General features: G+C 38.9%; 11 protein-coding genes. 8 read left to right on the forward strand and 3 right to left on the reverse strand.

The genetic code is table 11. The features are described 5' to 3' along the window. The first annotated feature begins 52 nt into the window (after positions 1 to 52). The 8 genes from ACUNWD_RS01445 to omp85 all read left to right on the forward strand — a co-directional run bounded on the left by ACUNWD_RS01445 (position 53) and on the right by omp85 (position 14,135). Positions 53 to 3,550, forward strand: a complete 3,498-nt coding sequence (locus tag ACUNWD_RS01445) for a SusC/RagA family TonB-linked outer membrane protein (protein ID WP_445585981.1) — start codon at positions 53 to 55, stop codon at positions 3,548 to 3,550. A gap of 13 nt (positions 3,551 to 3,563) precedes the next feature. Beyond that, complete coding sequence (locus ACUNWD_RS01450) at positions 3,564 to 5,309, forward strand: RagB/SusD family nutrient uptake outer membrane protein (protein WP_445585982.1); 1,746 nt, start codon at positions 3,564 to 3,566, stop codon at positions 5,307 to 5,309. 86 nt (positions 5,310 to 5,395) lie between these two features. Continuing rightward, positions 5,396 to 6,937 (forward strand): GH32 C-terminal domain-containing protein, encoded by a 1,542-nt coding sequence (locus ACUNWD_RS01455; protein ID WP_445585983.1) that lies wholly within the window; start codon positions 5,396 to 5,398, stop codon positions 6,935 to 6,937. Between the two features lie 81 nt (positions 6,938 to 7,018). Then, positions 7,019 to 8,632 carry a glycoside hydrolase family 172 protein gene (locus ACUNWD_RS01460; protein WP_445585984.1) on the forward strand — a complete coding sequence of 538 codons (1,614 nt, stop codon included), beginning with the start codon at positions 7,019 to 7,021 and terminating at the stop codon, positions 8,630 to 8,632. A gap of 23 nt (positions 8,633 to 8,655) precedes the next feature. Then, positions 8,656 to 9,999, forward strand: a complete 1,344-nt coding sequence (locus ACUNWD_RS01465) for a sugar porter family MFS transporter (RefSeq protein ID WP_445585985.1) — start codon at positions 8,656 to 8,658, stop codon at positions 9,997 to 9,999. A gap of 8 nt (positions 10,000 to 10,007) precedes the next feature. Beyond that, on the forward strand, positions 10,008 to 10,901 hold the full coding sequence (locus ACUNWD_RS01470) for a carbohydrate kinase family protein (RefSeq protein ID WP_445585986.1): 894 nt from the start codon (positions 10,008 to 10,010) through the stop codon (positions 10,899 to 10,901). 10 nt (positions 10,902 to 10,911) lie between these two features. Then, entirely contained in the window at positions 10,912 to 12,552 is a 1,641-nt protein-coding gene (locus ACUNWD_RS01475; RefSeq protein WP_445585987.1) for a GH32 C-terminal domain-containing protein, read from the forward strand. 248 nt (positions 12,553 to 12,800) lie between these two features. After that, positions 12,801 to 14,135, forward strand: a complete 1,335-nt coding sequence (gene omp85, locus ACUNWD_RS01480; RefSeq protein WP_445585988.1) for an Omp85 family outer membrane protein — start codon at positions 12,801 to 12,803, stop codon at positions 14,133 to 14,135. 172 nt (positions 14,136 to 14,307) lie between these two features. Here the strand turns inward: omp85 and ACUNWD_RS01485 are convergent, their stop codons facing one another. The 3 genes from ACUNWD_RS01485 to nhaC all read right to left on the reverse strand — a co-directional run bounded on the left by ACUNWD_RS01485 (position 14,308) and on the right by nhaC (position 18,385). Beyond that, entirely contained in the window at positions 14,308 to 15,510 is a 1,203-nt protein-coding gene (locus ACUNWD_RS01485) for an aminotransferase class I/II-fold pyridoxal phosphate-dependent enzyme (protein ID WP_445585989.1), read from the reverse strand. Positions 15,511 to 15,597: 87 nt separating this feature from the next. Next, positions 15,598 to 16,869, reverse strand: a complete 1,272-nt coding sequence (locus tag ACUNWD_RS01490; protein WP_445585990.1) for a DUF819 family protein — start codon at positions 16,867 to 16,869, stop codon at positions 15,598 to 15,600. Positions 16,870 to 16,924: 55 nt separating this feature from the next. Further along, positions 16,925 to 18,385 (reverse strand): Na+/H+ antiporter NhaC, encoded by a 1,461-nt coding sequence (gene nhaC, locus ACUNWD_RS01495; RefSeq protein ID WP_445585991.1) that lies wholly within the window; start codon positions 18,383 to 18,385, stop codon positions 16,925 to 16,927. Positions 18,386 to 18,533: the final 148 nt, after the last annotated feature.

An 18,533-nucleotide genomic window follows, 5' to 3' on the forward strand; every position in this document is an offset into this window, starting at 1 on the left:
CACCGTCAAGCGTTTTAAAAAATCTTATAACTAATTAAAACATTCCAAATTTATGAAAAAAAGTAATGTAGATTATTGTCTTTACCGACAATGGTGTAAATTTTTATTAATTATGAAACTCGCTGGGTTTTTTATTTTGATTGGATTATTTGCTGCCACAGCAAAAACCTCCAGCTCTCAAAACGTGAGATTAAACCTTAGCATGGAGAATGCTACGCTAAAGTCAATCTTAACAGAAATAGAAGAAAAAACTGACTATTATTTTTTTTACAAAAATGATGAAATTGAAAATCTGGATAGGTTTTCAATTAATGTAAATCATGTTTCAATGTCAGTTTTATTGGATCAATTGTTAAAAGATAAGGGATTCGAGTATGAAATTCATGATCGGTATATTCTGATTCAGAAAATAGGTGGATCTAATTCCGTGAATGATTTTATCCGACAACAAAATACGGTTTCAGGGAAAGTGACAGACTTATCAGGCATGCCAATGCCGGGGGTTACAGTCGTTGTCAAAGGAACTACAATGGGAACCATAACCGACGTTAATGGGAATTATTCCCTAAATAGTGTTCCACAGGATGGTGTTTTGGTTTTCTCTTTTGTGGGAATGAAAACTCAGGAGTACCAATTTTCCGGACAGCCTACAATTGATGTAACCTTAGTTGAAGATGCGATTGGTATTGAAGAAGTCGTTGCAATTGGCTATGGAACACAACGTAAAGCGGACCTTACAGGTGCAATTGGCGTTGTAAAAATCGAATCAATAGAAAATGTAAGTTTAAGTACTGGAAACCCGATGTTGGCGCTTCAGGGCAAGGTGCCAGGCTTATATGTTGAACAGACGGGTGATCCAAATGGTGCAAGTAATCGTATTCTTATTCGTGGTGTAAATACACTTGGGAATAATGATCCTCTTTATATTATCGATGGCGTCCCAACAAAAAGAGCTGAAGTGTTTCAGGCACTAAGTCCAAGTTCAATTGTTTCTGTTCAAGTATTGAAAGATGCTTCTGCTTCATCTATCTACGGATCCAGGGCTTCCAATGGTGTAATCATTGTTACAACAAAGAATGGATCAAATACTAAAGGAAAGGTAAAAGTGCAGTTTAGCTCAAATTTTTCTGTTCAAAGTGAAAAACCACAACGATATAATATGCTTAATGCAGTCGAACGGGGAGAAGCGCTTTGGCAAGCATCTATTAATGATCGCGTAGACCCTGCAGCCGCAAATGGTGAAATTTATAATTTTGATTGGAATGGAGACTTTAACAGTCCGGTTTTAAACAAAGTTACCTCTCAGCCTTTTGTTGGAGGTGATACCAATGTACCTTCAGCAGATACCGATTGGCAGGATGCTACTTACCAACCTGGCTATGTTATTAGCAATGACCTTACCGTTACTGGAGGAACTGAGAGTTCATCATTACTGATAAATTTAGGATATATCAAAAATACCGGTATGCTTAAGTATACCAATTACGATCGTTTGACTGCCAGAATTAATGCCCAAACAAGTATGGCGGATCAAAAGATTCGATTTGGTATAAACACCCAAGTAGTTTCATCAAATGAGACATTGGCAGCACAGGATATCGGGTTGGCGCTTACTCCTGTATTAGCAATTCTAATGCCACCTACAATTCCATTGTATACTTCAACCGGTGAGTACGGAGGTCCATTAGGATCAGGATATAATGATAGAAATAACCCTGTGGCAATGCAGGATCTAAACAAATGGGATAATAGAAATCGATCTTACTTATTTGGCAACGCCTTCGCTGAATTTGAACCAATTGAAAATCTTGTTTTTAGAACAAATGTTGGTGTTGATTATTCAATGCTAAAGGATAAAAATATCGAACTTAGTTTTAATAATGGGTTTGTTTCGAGAGTAGTTAATAGCTTGAGATTATATAAAACAGATTTTACAAGCGTAACGTGGTCGAATACTGTTACCTATAAGTTGGATGTTGGTAAAAGTAAATTTGATTTTTTACTTGGTGTAGAGGCGATTGCAGATAATTTCAGTTCGTATACTGGTTACAAGGAAGGTTACTCTGTTCAATCAGAAGATTTCTTTGTACTGGATGCGGGTACCAGTAATGGTAATAGTTTTGGAACCGGAACCGGCAGTCGATTATTTTCTCAGTTTGGAAAAATTGCATACAACTTCGATGAACGCTTTTTGGCTTCTGTTACATTACGTCGTGATGGTTCTTCCAGATTCGGACTGGATAACCGTTATGGTATTTTCCCGGCAGCCACATTTGGTTGGAGACTTAGTGAGGAATCTTTTATGGATAACTTAACTTCATTATCAAATTTGAAATTGCGAATTGGTGTAGGTCGAGTTGGTAACCAGGATGTTGGTGATTTTGCCAGCCTGGGTTTGTTTGAACCAAGATATGGGGCGACTGCCAATCAGGTTGATGTAAACGATCATGGAGGTGATTTTTGGAACCAATATCATAACGTAGGTTCAGCTTATTCTTTATATGGTGCCGATACCGGTAATTTACCTTCCGGATTCGTGTCTGTTCAGGCTGCCAATCCATTGCTTCGATGGGAGAATACAGACGAAGTAAACGTGGGTGTTGATTTTGGCCTTTTTGATAATAAAATCATTGGTGCCTTTGATTATTTCACTAGAACGACCAGCGATATCCTTATTAAACCACCAGTGGCTTCAGCATTGGGTGAAGGACAACAACAATACTTGAATGGTGCAACAAAGGAAAATAAAGGATGGGAGTTTTCTTTAAGCTACAGAAAAGATATCAACCGCGAATTTAATTATGAAATTGCAGCAGGTGCTGGTCATTTTGCCGATAAAATTACAGAGTTGCCAGAGGAAGTTAGGACAGCATATGCGGGAAACTCGGAGCAAACAATTGTTGGTCATTCCGAATATTCAATTTTTGGCTATGTGTATGATGGAATCTTCCAAAATCAGGCTGAAGTAGATGCTGCTGCAGAGCAAGTTGGGGCTGGTCCTGGTCGAATTCGTTACAAAGACTTAAATGGCGATGAAGTTATTAGTGCTTTGGATCAGAAGTTCTTAGGGACGACTTTACCAGATTTGGAATATAGTCTTCGGATCAATGTGAACTACAAAAACTTTGATTTATCAATATTTGGATCAGGAGTTGCCGGAAAAATTGGTTATGATCCTTATTTGGGGTGGAATCGGAACGTTAATGTAGGTACAAACTTTGGACCGGGCGTGTTCGATGCATGGACCCCAACCAATACAGACACAAAAATCCCTGCTTTGACATTGGCTGATCCTAACAATGAAGGCCGCTCTTCAGACTATTTAAATGTAAACCTTTCTTATTTCAAGGTTCGTAATCTTCAGTTAGGCTATAACATTCCTGCTCGTAGATTAGGTATGAACCTGGAAAACCTTAGGGTATACTTTATGGCTGATAATGTATTCTGGATTAAGAGCAAAGACTATATGGGACCAGATCCGGAAAGATTAAGTGATACGAGAATCCCAGTGCCGACAACTTTATCATTAGGTGTAAATGTTTCTTTTTAAAAAAAATACAACGATGAAAAACAACAAAATAAATATATACATAATTGTCATGATAAGCTTTTTAGCTTTTTCATGTAATGATTATCTTCAGATTGAGCCACAGGGATATGTGTCGTCAGGAAGTCCTTCAGCAGAGGGCGCCAACGGATTGGTTACAGCTGCATATGCGGCTATTGGAAATAATGATATGCCTGGCCCGATCGTGAGTATGGTTTGGTACGGAAGTGTACGCTCTGATGATGCCTATAAAGGTGGTGGTGGCATTGGAGACATGGATCAGTTTAATCTTTATGAGCAGTACAATACAGTTCAGCCATCTTATTCGTGGGACGCTGGTTTCCCGTGGACTTGGGAGAATTATTATTCATCAATATCCCGGGCGAATTCTGCATTGCGGACTTTGAATCAGCTTACTGATGAGGATTATGATTTAAGAAAAGTTCGAATTGGGGAAGCACGCTTTTTGAGGGGGCATTCATATTTCATGTTAAAAATCCTATTCAAATACATTCCTTTTATTGATGAAAATCTTTCGAATGAAGAAATTTTGCAAACGTCAAATCGGGAGTATTCTAATGATGAACTTTGGGATAAAATTGCAGAAGATTTTCAATATGCGTTGGATAATTTGCCGGAAACTCAACCAGAAATTGGGCGTGTAAATAAATATGCTGCTGCAGCGTATTTGGCAAAATTAAGGTTGTATCAAGCCTACGAACAAGATGAAAACCATCAGGTTACTAATATCAATCAAAGCAGGTTGCAAGAGGTTGTAAATTTGACTGAAATGGTTATTAGCTCAGGCAAGTACAGTTTGAATCCTGATTTTGCAACAAACTACTTGCCAGAAGGAGATAATAGCCCCGAAGCTGTTTTTTCAATTCAGTTTTCAATCAGCGATGGAACTACTGCCGGTAGACTGAATTTTGAGCCTGGTTTAAGTTATCCTCATGGAGCACCTCAATATGGTTGCTGTGGATTTCATCAGGCAAGTCAGAATATGGTCAATGCTTTTGCGACAAATGCTAATGGATTGCCGGTATTTCAATCTTTTAATGATGTGGAGTTGAGTGCTGCCGATATCACCACCGATGGTGTTACTGTTGATCCGCGAATTGACCATACAGTCGGTATAGATGGCCATCCTTACAAATACCGCAATGAAGATTCTTACATCTACAGCACTAGTTGGGTAAGGGTTCCAGGTGTTTACGGTAACTTTCACAGCATGAAAGAACAACAGGCTGCCGATTGCTCATGCTATAAAAAAATGGGGCCATTCATGGGGGTTTCGAAAAATGCAGATATCATTCGTTATGCAGACGTTCTTTTGATGCAAGCTGAGGCATACATTGAATTAGGACAGGAAGCTAAAGCAATGCCGCTTATCAACCAAGTAAGAAAAAGAGCAGCAGAAAGTACAGAAAGAACAAGGTTAAAAGATGGAAGTGCTCCTTCAAATTACATGATTTCAGAGTATGATGGAGTAAATCTTCCATGGACTCAGGAAAATGCAAGAATGGCATTGAGGTGGGAGAGAAGGCTGGAGTTTGCAATGGAGGGGCCACGCTTTTTTGATTTGGTTCGTTGGGGAGTTGCAGAATCTACTCTGAATGCATATTTAGATAAAGAAAAGATAAGACGTGAGTACCTTAACAATGCTAAGTTTACTGCAGGAAGAGATGAGTATTTTCCAATTCCTCAGAGGGAAATAGATTTTACAAAAGGCGGATATACCCAGAATGTTGGGTTTAATTAATACATGATTTTTTCGGGAGTGGAGATTTGTCCACTTCCGAAATTTGTGTTTTCAAGCTAAGTTGTTTGGTGCAAATCATTGAATAAATGAAATATATACAGAGAGTAGGCTTTTTATTTTTGATGATTACAATTTTTGCATGTGATCGCATGCAAAATGGAGAAGGAAAAAGTGGAATACATTTTTCAACAGGTGAAATTGTACTGGATGAACCTGTCAGTTTATTGTTTTTTGACAATAGCTATCACTTGTATTATGAATTCACAACAAACCAGAAAATTAGGAAGCTTGGGCATGCTAAAAGCTCGGACCTATTAAATTGGAAAACGCTTCCGACGAAAATTAATAGTGGCGAGGAGCACACGGTTGGAAAAGGAAGCATCGTCTATGACATCAATAATTCATCGGGACTTGGAATGAAAATTGCTCCTTTGGTTGGTATTTTCCCTATACAGTTTGACAATGAATTAGGAAATGAAAATCAGGAGCAGGCACTACAAATCTTATTTAGTGAAGATGCGGGTAGTAACTGGATTGAATATGCAGACGGTCTTATTAAACTGGATAACTTCTATTCTCCAATTAGTAATATTAAAATAAGCTGGGATGAGAAGAACCAGAAATGGGTGATGTTGATCTTGTCAGGTTATGATATAAGCTTTTATTTATCGGATGATTTAATCAATTGGGAATTCGTGAGCAGTTTCGGTAATGAGGTTTTTGCAAAAACAGGAGAATGGACAAAACTAGACTTTTTCCCATTGGAAGTGAAAGAGACGAACGAAACCAAATGGATTCTTTTTGTTAGCGGAGATTCGGGTTCACCCAATCAAGGGAGTGGAATACAGTATTTTACCGGTGATTTTGATGGATATGTCTTTAAAGCAGACAGAGACAAGCCTAAATGGTTGGATAATGGGAGCGATAATTATTTAGGGATTGTTTTGTCCGACTATTTGTTAAATGTAAAGGATGCTGTTTTTCTGGGTTCAATCTGTAATTTAAAATACAGGAGGCAAGGAGACACTGAGAATAGCGCCAATGAACTAACAGTTCCCAGAACGCTCAATTTATCAAACAGTTATAATGGTTTGTCAATATTGTCAAAACCCGTCGATGAGTTAGCTGCTATTGAGAGCGATAAGAAACAGTTAAAAGAAACTCAATTTTCTGGTGAACTTAAGATCAAAGAAACATTTGATATTCCTTTTGAAATCAATTTGTTGGTTGATGGTGATGACAGACTCTACTTGGATATGGCAAAGGTATTTGGCATTAAATTTTCCAACAATGCGGGAGAACAACTGGTAATTGGATATCACAACCAGCGAGCGAACTTTTTTATCCTTGATCCGACAAAGAATTCGGAGGATATCCAAGAATTGAAAGGGTTTGATTATGCCCCATATGTAAGCAACAAGCAACCAATCGATTTGAAAATCATAGTCGATAAGAATTCTATTGAGTTATTTGCTTTGGATGGTTTGATTTCGTTGACAAGAAAATATTCGTTTGAGGAAAGCCAACTGGAAGTAACACTTTATACCGAAGAAGGAAATATAACAATCAAGGAAGCAAGCATTTCTTTGCTAAATGGGGTATTGCAAGGATATGCTGTTTTGAACTAAAACAATTCATTTACGAATAGTATTGAAAACGGAACAACCCTCAATGTGAGATCAATCAACAACTTAAATATAACTTGCCTAATGAAACGTATATTTTATTTTTTAATTTTCTTATTACTCGCTTCTTGCACGAAGACGAAAGAAAGCCAACAAATTACATTGGAATCACTTCTTCACGAAATGGTTTCGTTTGATGAAGCAACTCGATACCCATCGCCCTTTTATTCATCCCTGCAGGTTAGTAGTTATGATCGCCATTCTATTTCGCCGGATTCGGTTGGATGGTTTGCGAATAACGATGGGTTTGGTATTGAACGAATTGATACCATTGACGGGCGTATTGAAAAGGTGATGTTTGATCAAAAAGGTCCGGGGGCAATCACCAGAATCTGGATAACAACCATAGATAAAAGAGGTACCTGGCGATTTTATTTTGATGGCAGTGAAAATCCCGGATGGGTGATCCCTGCTTACGATTTAATGCAATTGGATATTCCGGAAGTGGGCAGAGGCTTGTTACAGCCACATACCAGTTACGAACCCAACGGAAAAGGGGGCAATACGCTTTTCTTGCCGATCCCTTTCGCCCAATCGTGTAAAATCACTTTTGAAGATGAACCCGGTGTAAACCCGACACCAAAATATTACCACATCAATTACCGCAAATATGGAGAAGGGACAAAAGTTGAGACTTTCTCAAAAGATATGCTAAACAGCTTAAAAGAAGCTATCGTTGAAACGGACAAAATGCTGCTTGACCCGCCTTTAGCGGAAAGCGACTCATTACTAGTGGCAAATGCCAATTTGCCGGCTGGGGATTCGCTAACGTTTTCTTTACCTGAGGGTGGTAATGCACTCAATCGATTGGAGTTTAATATCGAAATAAACGACTCCATGGATTATGAGCAAAGCATGAGGCAGATAATCTTTCAGGCCAGTTTTGATGGGAAACAAACCTGTTGGGTTCCTCTTAGTGATTTTTCTGGTGGAGGTATGGGAGCTCCCTATGTGAGAAGCTGGTATTTGTCCTCTGATGGGAAAGGGCAAGTTATTAGTCACTGGGTGATGCCATACAGATCAACGGGGCAGATTACTTTAATAAATGCAAATAAAGAGACTGTAAAAGCAGGCGTTAAGCTTGGAATTTCAAAGTATGATTGGGATGAACGTTCACTGTATTTTCATACTTCCTGGAAACAGGAAGATGGCATTGAGTTGAGCACGGATCCATCAAATGATAAAAACTGTATGGATTGGAATTTTGCAACACTTTCCGGACGTGGAATTTATAAAGGTGATGTATTGAGTTTGTATAATCACGCACCTGCCTGGTACGGTGAAGGCGATGAAAAGATCTGGATAGATTCAGATACTTTTCCATCTCAGTTTGGAACTGGAACAGAAGACTATTACAACAGTTCCTGGGCTCCGGTAGTTCCTTTTCAAACTCCATTCGGCGGTGCTCCTCGGGCTGACCAAGAGAGCTCTCATGGGTACAATACCTTCTTTCGTACCCGTAATCTGGATGGAATCCCTTTTTCTGAAAAGTTGGTTTTTGATATTGAAATGCTTGGGTGGCAACCAGGAACCGTAGATTATGCAACAACTGTGTTCTGGTATGGTGATTTTGATTCTGTAGCAAAAGGAACCTCTGGTATGGATGAAGCAACGAAGAAATTGGTATTTAAGGAGTAAACTAAACAGAATAAAATAAGAAAATGAAATCAAATAAATATTTATACTGGACCACCTTTGTGGCCATCAACGGGGGCTTGCTTTTTGGATTAAATATGGCCGGGATTTCCGGGGCTATAGATATGTTAAAAGGGGAATTTTCATTAACCGACAGCGGGTTGGGTACAGTTGCTGCCCTGCTTACCATAGGTTGCCTGATCGGGGCACTTTTTACCGGTAACTTCACTGAAAAATATGGCAGAAAGAAAGTAATGCTTGCTACTGCTTTTCTGTATATCCTGTCTGCATTGGGGTGCGCTTTTGCGGGGTCTTCATCGGTTTTAATTGTTTTTCGGGTTCTTTCGGGCCTGGCTGTTGGTGCCACATCCGTGGTTGGGCCAATGTATATATCGGAAATTTCGCCTGCACATAGCCGGGGACGTTTGGTATCAATGAATCAGTTTGCTATAACAATCGGGATAGTGTTGGCTTATGTTTTTGATTATTTGCTTTTAGGGTTAGGACAGGATAGTTGGAGATTTATGCTGGCAGTTCCGGCGTTGTTCAGTATACTGTATTTGATTTTCTTACTTATATCTTTTCCGGAAAGCCCGCGCTGGCTGGTTTCAAAGGATAAAAAAGAAGAGGCAGCTGCGGTAATGCTTAAAATTGGTGGAGAGAAATTGGTCAGGAGCGAATTGCCACAGATGGAAAAAGTCATCTCGGAAGAAAGGGGCAAAAAGAAAATGGCACTTTCAGAGTTATTTCGAGGTAAGACAGGGAAAATTGTGATGATTGGGACTTTGATAGCAGCCCTGCAACAAATTACCGGAATCAATGCTGTGATTATGTTTGCACCGGAGATATTTAAAGCAGCGGGATCAGCCAAAGGTGATTCCATGATGCAGGCAATGATTGTTGGGCTTGTCAATTTCTTAATGACCATTGTTGCATTGTGGTTGGTTGATAAAAAAGGGAGGAAAACCTTGCTTTTGTGGGGCGCCGCAGGAATGATTTTTTCATTGATTTACCTGTCCTGGGAGTTTGCCAAACCCACCCAATACGGAGTTGGTGTTTTGGCCGCTTTGCTGGTTTACATTTCGTTTTTTGCTGCTTCATTTGCCCCGGTCATGTGGGTAATTATTTCAGAAATATACCCAAACAGGATTAAAGGAGTGGCAATGTCATTCTCAACTGCAATCAGCTGGCTTTGTACTTTTCTTACCGTGTATTTTGCTCCGGTTATCCAGGGATCTCTGGGACTGGAATACCTTTTCGTCATCTTTGGTGGCTTCAGTATCATTGCATTTGTTTTTGTGAAGATCTGGATCCCGGAAACAAAAGGTAAATCATTGGAGCAAATTGAAAACGAACTTGGATTGATATAGTTGGAGCAATGGAAGATAAATCATTAGTCATTGGAATTGGGGAGCTGTTATGGGATGTCTTTCCCGATCAAAAGAAAATAGGCGGAGCGCCAGTTAATTTTGCTTATCATGTTTCCAAACTGGGGACAGAAAGTCTGGCAATCAGTGCAATTGGCAACGATGAGCTCGGCAGGGAACTACTAAACGTAATTGAACAGGCAGGGGTGCATTATAATATTGGAAGAAATGAATATCCAACGGGCACCGTACAAGTTACCCTCAGCGGGAATGGGGTCCCTCAATATGAGATCTGTGAACCGGTAGCCTGGGATTTTATTAAGATTAAACCAGAGCTTGAAGCCATTGTCCAAAATGCTTCAGCGGTCTGTTTTGGCTCGCTGGCGCAACGTGGAAAACTTTCGAGAGAGAGCATTCAACTGTTGGTTCAGCTGGTCCCCAAAACTGCGTACAAAGTGTTTGATATTAATTTACGTCAGCAGTTTTATTCAAAAGAATTGATCAGGGATTCGTTGAGTTTGTGCAATGTGCTCAAAATTAATGACGAGGAGCTAGAAATAGTATCTGAAATGTTTGGGCTGGATGGCTCACAGTATGAAAAATGCAGGACACTGATTACTGAGTATGATTTGAGCTTGCTTGTTTTGACTTGCGGGACCAACGGAAGTTACCTCTATACAAACGATCAAACAAGTTTTCGAGAGACTCCGATGGTGCAAGTAGTAGACACAGTAGGTGCAGGTGATTCGTTCACTGCAGCAATTGTTTCAGGACTTTTAAACAACCGGAGTCTTGAAGAGATGCATGAACTGGCTGTAAAACTATCAGCTTTTGTATGCACGCAAAGCGGCGCGATGCCCGAATATGAAAAAGAAGAACTTAAAAAAATCAAATTAAATCACTAAATAGAAAATCATGAAGCTTAAAATGACGGTTTTATTTACAATGGCTTTTTGTGCATTGTTTGCACAAGGGGTTAAAAGAGAGATAACAATTAGTAAAAAATACCTGAACTTTCCGGTTGAACACGCGCAGGAAAGGCAACGGATGGCCATGATACTTCCGGGAACAGATGATCGATCATTTGTGATCCGGTTGAGTGACGGTGACCCTGACTATTGGGTATTTAGCGATGTGTCTGCTTTTATAGGAAAAACCATCGAAATTGAATATCCGAAAGCCTCAGAAGGATTGGCAAATATTTATCAATCGGACGAAATTAATGGGGCAGACAGTCTTTATAAAGAAAGTAAGCGTCCACAATTTCATTTTTCACCAAGGCGTGGATGGAATAATGATCCAAACGGGATGGTATATAACAAAGGTGAATATCATTTGTACTACCAACATAATCCTTATGAACGGAACTGGGAAAATATGCATTGGGGACATGCGGTCAGTAAAGATATGATTCATTGGGAGGAATTGCCCGATGCGCTGTACCCTGATAGTATTGGCACGATGTTCTCCGGAACAGCAACAGTTGATTTTGAGAATACATCCGGTTTTAAGACAGGGGATGAGGATGTGATAGTTGCAGCTTACACAGCAGACAGCCCAGGTAACGAGGTGCAATGTATCGCATACAGTAATGACCGTGGCCGCACTTTTCAGAAATATTCAGGGAACCCGGTGATTGATACCAAGGAAAAATGGGGAACTAAAAATTTGCGCGATCCGAAAATCTTTTGGCATGCCGAATCCGGAAAATGGGTGATGGTACTGTTTGAAAAGACAGGGATGTCGTTTTTTAATTCTGATAACTTGAAGGACTGGGATTTTCAAAGCCATACAGGAGGATTTTGGGAATGTCCTGAATTATTTGAACTACCTGTTGATGGTGATAAAGAAAATACAAGGTGGGTTTTATATGGAGCTTCAGGAACCTATATATTGGGATCGTTTGACGGGAAAGTATTTACACCTGAAACAGATAAACTTCGGTATTTTAGGGGTAAAATGTATGCTGGACAAACCTTTAATAACATTCCTAAAGAAGATGGACGTCGCATTCAGATTGGCTGGGGGCAAATTGAGCAACCGGGAATGCCTTTCAGTCGGATGATGATGTTTCCAAATGAATTTACTCTTCGCACCACAAAGGAAGGAGTGAGGTTATTCTCAGAGCCAATTGCGGAGATTGAGCATTTGCATGAGAAAAGCTACAAATGGGAAAATCTCACCAGGGAAGAGGCCAATGAAAAATTAAAAAATCTGGAGGGGGATGTTTTTCGTATTAAGATGAAGGTAAAACTGTTGGATGGGACTGATTTTAGCTTGAAGTACAATGGTAATTCCATCTTGCATTACGATATGAACTGGAACAATCTCAATGGGGAATTTTATGGTGGTGATCAGATTGAAAACCTAACGTTTTACTATGAGATATTGGTTGACAGAACCAGTGTGGAAATATTTGCCGATCATGGTAAGTTCAGTTTGGTAGCGCAATTGCAGGAAGCCAAAAACAAAAATGGCTTTGAGTTCGATAAAAACTGGGCTACTATTAAAATTGAAGAACTTGAAATAAACGAGTTAAAATCAATTTGGGAATAAAATTAGGGTATTTATTAGGCAATCGCATTGAAAAAGGAAGGCTGGTTTAGACTAGCCTTCCTTTTTGTAACTCACAGAAATTTCTTGAATTTGCCTTCGAAGTGGCAAAAGTTCGGATGTAAGGTTGAGGATTACGTCATGAAATTACAAGATACCAGTATTCCCATTTAGTAATAAATATCAATTTTGAGGCTTGTGTTTTTGAATCATAAAATATTTATCTTCGTTTCAGACTTAAAAACCAAAACATGAAAAAGAACGCTGCCTTTCTGGTGTTGATGTTTGTTTTCACCACCGTTTTTTCCCAATCAGAAAATAAAGAGCAACTCACAAAAGAAGGATGGAACTTTGGAGCGTTGCCAACCATCACCTTTGATACAGACCTGGGCTTTCAGTATGGAGCTTTAGTTAATTTGTATAATTACGGAGATGGTAGTCGATATCCGAATTATAATCATTCGCTTTATTTTGAAGTTTCTCGTTATACAAAGGGAAGCGGAATTTATCGGTTTTATTATGATTCTGACCAGTTGTTTAAGGGATTGCAAACCTCGATGGATTTAAGTTATTTGACTGATCAGGCGTATGATTTCTATGGATTCAATGGATACGACGCTGTATTTAATAGTAATTGGATTGATGATGAAGAGAGTGGTTATGTCAGTCGTGTCTTTTATAATTACAATCGTAAGATGTTTCGCTGGAAGGTTGATTTGCAGGGAAAGTTAACAAGTGACAGATTTCGATGGATTGCAGGTGTTAATTTTCTAAACTTTGACATAAATTCGGTTGATATTGAAAAATTGAATAAGGGGCAGGATGAGGCTGATAAACTTCCGGATGTAGATGGTTTGTATGATAAATATTTGGAATGGGGAATCATCTCGGATAATGAAGCTGATGGTGGTTTTGTTCCCACTTTTAAGGCTGGGGTTGTATTTGATACACGAGATAATAAGCCCAATCCGATGAAAGGAGTCTGGACGGAAGCTGTAATTGTTGCTTCTCCCAAAATGCTTGGAGCAGAGAGTTCATTTTCGAAAATTAGCCTGACGCACCGTCAATATTTTACCTTGGTTCCCAAAGATTTGTCCTTTGCCTATCGTTTAGCATATCAAACTACTCTTGGGGGCGATGTGCCATATTATTATCAATCACAAGTGATTACTTCCATCATGAAAGGCGCTACGTCCGAAGGGCTGGGAGGTTCAAAAACCTTACGAGGCATCAAACGGAATCGAATTGTGGGGGATGGATTTCTGTTTGGGAATGCAGAGTTGCGATGGAAATTTGCTCGTTTTCGCTGGTTAAATAATAATTTCTATTTAGGACTGAATGGATTTATGGATTTTGGCGTGATCACTGATAAAATAGAATTTGAAAATCCATTATCCCCAAACATGTCTTCTATTCCTTATTCAGATTACTTTGAAGATGATGCCGAGAAATTACACACATCCTATGGTGCAGGTTTGAGAATTGCCATGAATGAAAATTTCATTATTGCAGTTGATTATGGATTGGCAACCGATGAAAGAGATGGAACATCCGGTTTCTATATGGGGCTGAATTACCTATTTTAACTTCCGTTAGATATTAAGGGAAAAGTATATTTTGAATTCTTGCAAAATGGGAATTTAATGTAAACAGAAGACAGTAGAAGACAGTCAGAAACAATTGGATCCGACTGTCTTCTATTGTTTTCAATGGTTTACTATTCTTGCGTTTCTATTTATATCTCATAAAATGGAAAATCTAGGAAAGACCTTCTTCCATACAAATTGCTTTTATCGTTTCAAAAGTTTCCTTAATATCATTATCCAAACCAACGGAGAAACGTACAAGCCCTTCTGATAGACCAATTTCCTTTTGAATATCCTCGGGAACTTCAGATGAAGTACTTGTGCCGGAGCAACTAAATAAGGTTTTAAAATATCCCAAACTAACAGCTAAATAACCAACATCTCTATCTTGCATTTTCTGCATAACGATATTTGCTTTTTTCACTGTGCCAAAATCAATAGCCAGCATTCCGCCGTATCCATAATCTATATTCATTATTTCCGTATGAAGCTTATGATCCCGGTGAGTTTTCAGGCCCGGATAATTGACGGGAACTCCAATTTCCTGCAATTTTTCAGCAAGGTATTGGGCGTTCATGCTATGTTGCCTCATTCGAATATGTAAAGTGTGTAAGTTTTTTAAAATGGACGACGATCTTAATGGATCGAGAACTGGACCCAGAAGCATTGCAGTCCCGTCATTCACATTCGATAGTTCGTGAATAAATTGGTTGGTTCCACAAATTGCACCTGCCACGCAATCGTTTTTCCCATTGATAAATTTGGTCATGCTGTACACAACAATGTCAGCACCTAACTGGGCAGGGGACAAAATCATGGGGGTAAATGTATTGTCTACCATCAGTTTTATCTGGTGCTTTTTTGTAATTTTTGCTAATTCCGGAATGTTTGAAACCTGCAATAGTGGGTTGGTCACACTTTCTGTATAGATGACTTTCGTATTGGGTTGAATTGCAGCTTCAACACTTTCAAGATTTGAAATATTGACAAAACTTACTTCAATCTGAAACTTCTTTAAATAGTTTCTTAAAAAAGCAAAAGTTCCACCGTAAGTAGTAACACTCGTAACAATATGGTCGCCTGTGTTACAAAGTTGAAGCAATGCACAGGTGATTGCTGCCATTCCGGATGCGGTGACCCAGGCCGATTCGGTATCTTCCATGGTTGCAATTGCATCAGCCAGGTATTTGTTACTGGGATTCCAGTGGCGTGAGTATAAAAAGCAACCTTCCATGTGTCCGAGGAAAGTTTCAAACATATCTTCCCCATGCAAAAAAGTATAGGTTGAAGAATCGGTAATTGACGGATTTACTCCTCCAAATTCACCAAAATGACGAAGTTTTTGAATTCGTGATGCAGGATCAAATGATTCCATAATTTTCAGCTTTATTTTCCTTCAAGTTAGGAAGTTGAAAACTGAAAAATCATGATTTTTTTACAGGCAAGATTCTTTTCTACAACATTAAAATCCCTTTAGAAAATAGGCGATTACAACACCTATATAATTTCCAAAGGCGTATCCAAGAATTCCAACTGTGAGCCCAGAGATGATTACTTCTTTGTTTTTTAAAGCACCAGCAACAACAGGTACAAAAGGAGGGGAATAGGTTAAGGCTGTAATTGTTATAATCGTTGTATCTGTATCAACTTTGAAAATCCATGAAAGAAATACGTGAATAATCATTGACCCAAAAACAGCCAGAGCGACAAACAGGAACAAATGTAAAAAGTCAATTTGAAACATACTTCTCAAGTCGCCCATGCTGGAAACAACCAACGAAAAAACGATTATCAGATACATTCCCAATTGAAATGTTTTTTCTATGCGATTGATAAATTTTATCGTACTAAAAACTAATCCCAGCGTAGTGATAGACAAAATCACAGTCACCATTTGTGCCGATGCCGGAACCAGCAAACTTAAACCTCCCGAAATTGCAAAGATTAGTACAGATAATCCAAAGGCTTTGAGTAGTTGTATAAATCCTTTTTTGGTAAGCATTCCTAAAAAATTGTCCATTCCCTCGCTTTCAACTACCATTTCTTTTAAGTTAATGTTTGAGTGGCTTTCGTGAAAATGAGGTAGAAACCAATTAAATACCCGCTGGGCAATAGTAAGAAGAAAAACAAGACAAATTGCTCCAAGTACCATGTCATACGTATGAGTAAGAATAAAGGTATTTGGGCTTACATCAAGTGCAGTGCTGATGGCTGCCAGGTTGGGAGTTCCTCCAGAATATATACCAACGAGCATTCCGCTGATTTTCCATGATTCAGCGATATCACTTTTAAATAGGAAATATCCGATGAATATGACAATTAGTAATGAAACCATTGCTAATAGCAGGGAGAAGAGGGCACCTTTTGCTAATTTTAACCATCGTTTAATATCGAGTGAAAAGAGCAACAATGGAATTGCCAGGGGGATTACAATAGTCATAATGATATCCTGAAGGCTGGCGATTTGATTGGCCATCAAATCATTTTCAGTAATTAGTCCTTGGTTTATATACTGCTGAATCTGGTCGACCGGCATGCTTGCTTTGCCTAACAACAATTCTCTTAAAGCAGCGGATGGTCGGGGTAGAATTCCAATATTTCCGATAAGCAATCCAATAGCATATGCCATAACAACTGCTCCAATTTTATTAATTGTCTTGGAAATGTGAGTCAGATAAATGATTAATACTGGAAAGGCAAAGTAAAATAAAACGAGTCCTATTGTGATCAGCATAAGTTTCCGGTTAGGTAATAGCCAACAAATATATAAAAATGTGATTCAATAAGAATTACGTCTCTGATGACTTCACAATTGATGGAATATCTTTTCCTAAACGTCTGATTTTGATATTGAAATAGGCGAAAATAATTGTCATCACCGGACTAATAAGATTGAAGAAGCAATAGGGCAGATAATCAAATGTAGCGACCCCTAATACTCTGGATTGTGTCGCTCCACAGGTGTTCCATGGAATTAAAACAGAGGTCATCGTTCCTGAATCTTCTAGTGTTCTGCTTAATACTTCCGGCTTTAATCCTTTCTCCAGGTAAGCTTTTCGAAACATTCTTCCAGGTACAACAATTGAAATGTATTGATCCGAAGCAGTCGCATTAAAGAAAATGCACGTACCTACAGTTGAGGATACAATTGCTCCGGTCGATTTGGCAACTTTCATAATTGGCTGGGTAATTCTTGATAATAATCCACCAGCTTCCATAATCCCACCAAATACCATAGCAGATAAAATGAGCCAAATGGTATCCAACATCCCTCTCATGCCGGAAGTACTTAATAGCTCGTTGACTCGGTCATCCGGCGTTGATAGGGTTACATCACCAAACATGGCTTGCATAAAACTTGTATATGAAGCACGAAGGTAGCTATGATCTCGGCCTGCTATTTCCTGTATGATGTTGGGTTGGAAGATAACTGCAAAGACCCCTCCTAGCAAAGTGCCAATCATCAATGATGGAATTGGCGGAACTTTTAGCATGATAATTCCTAATAAAATGACAGGGACCAGGAAAAGTAGCGGGGATGTATTAAATGTATTTTCAATGGATGATTTTACTGCTGTCACATCAACTGCCACGGTATCAAAATCATAGTTGAACCCAATAATTAAGAATAGGATTAACGTAAGTACCAGGCTGGGAATCGTTGTGTAAAACATATACCTAATATGGGTAAATAGATCCGTGCCTGCCATTGCTGGTGCCAGGTTGGTGGTGTCACTTAAAGGTGAAACCTTATCTCCAAAATAAGCACCTGAAATAATGGAGCCGGCAACAATCGACTCATTAATGCCAATTGCTTTGCCAATGCCGATAAGAGCCACGCCGATGGTTGCTATGGTTGACCAGGAACTACCAGTTGCAACAGACACAAGAGCACCAACGATAACGGCAGTGAATAAAAACATCTTCGGATTTATGATGTCCAGTCCATAATAAATCATGGCTGGCACTACACCGCTTATTAACCAGGTTCCGGCCAATGATCCAATAAGTAACAGAATTAGCATGGAAGGCATTGCCGAACCAATCGTGTTTACAATTTTATGAATCGTTTTTTCCCACTTCAATCCATTTCGGCGAATAATAATCCCACCAACAGTCGCTGCCAATAGTAATGCAATTTGATTAGATCCAGCCAGCGTATCTTCAAATAGATTTACATTTAAGCTTAATAAAAGAACTAACACTAAAATGGGCGTTAATGCTTCCAAAAAGTAGGGTTCTCTTTTCATAAATATCCGTAAACTATATTATTGCTTTTAGTCATTATAAATAACGGTATAAATATGTTCTTTTTAAAATAATTGAGGGGAGTATTATGTTTTTAATGGTAATATATGTGTGTATTTATTTGGTAAATTATTAATTTGGTGCTGGAAT

The sequence above is a fragment of the Sunxiuqinia sp. A32 genome, from assembly GCF_052690465.1.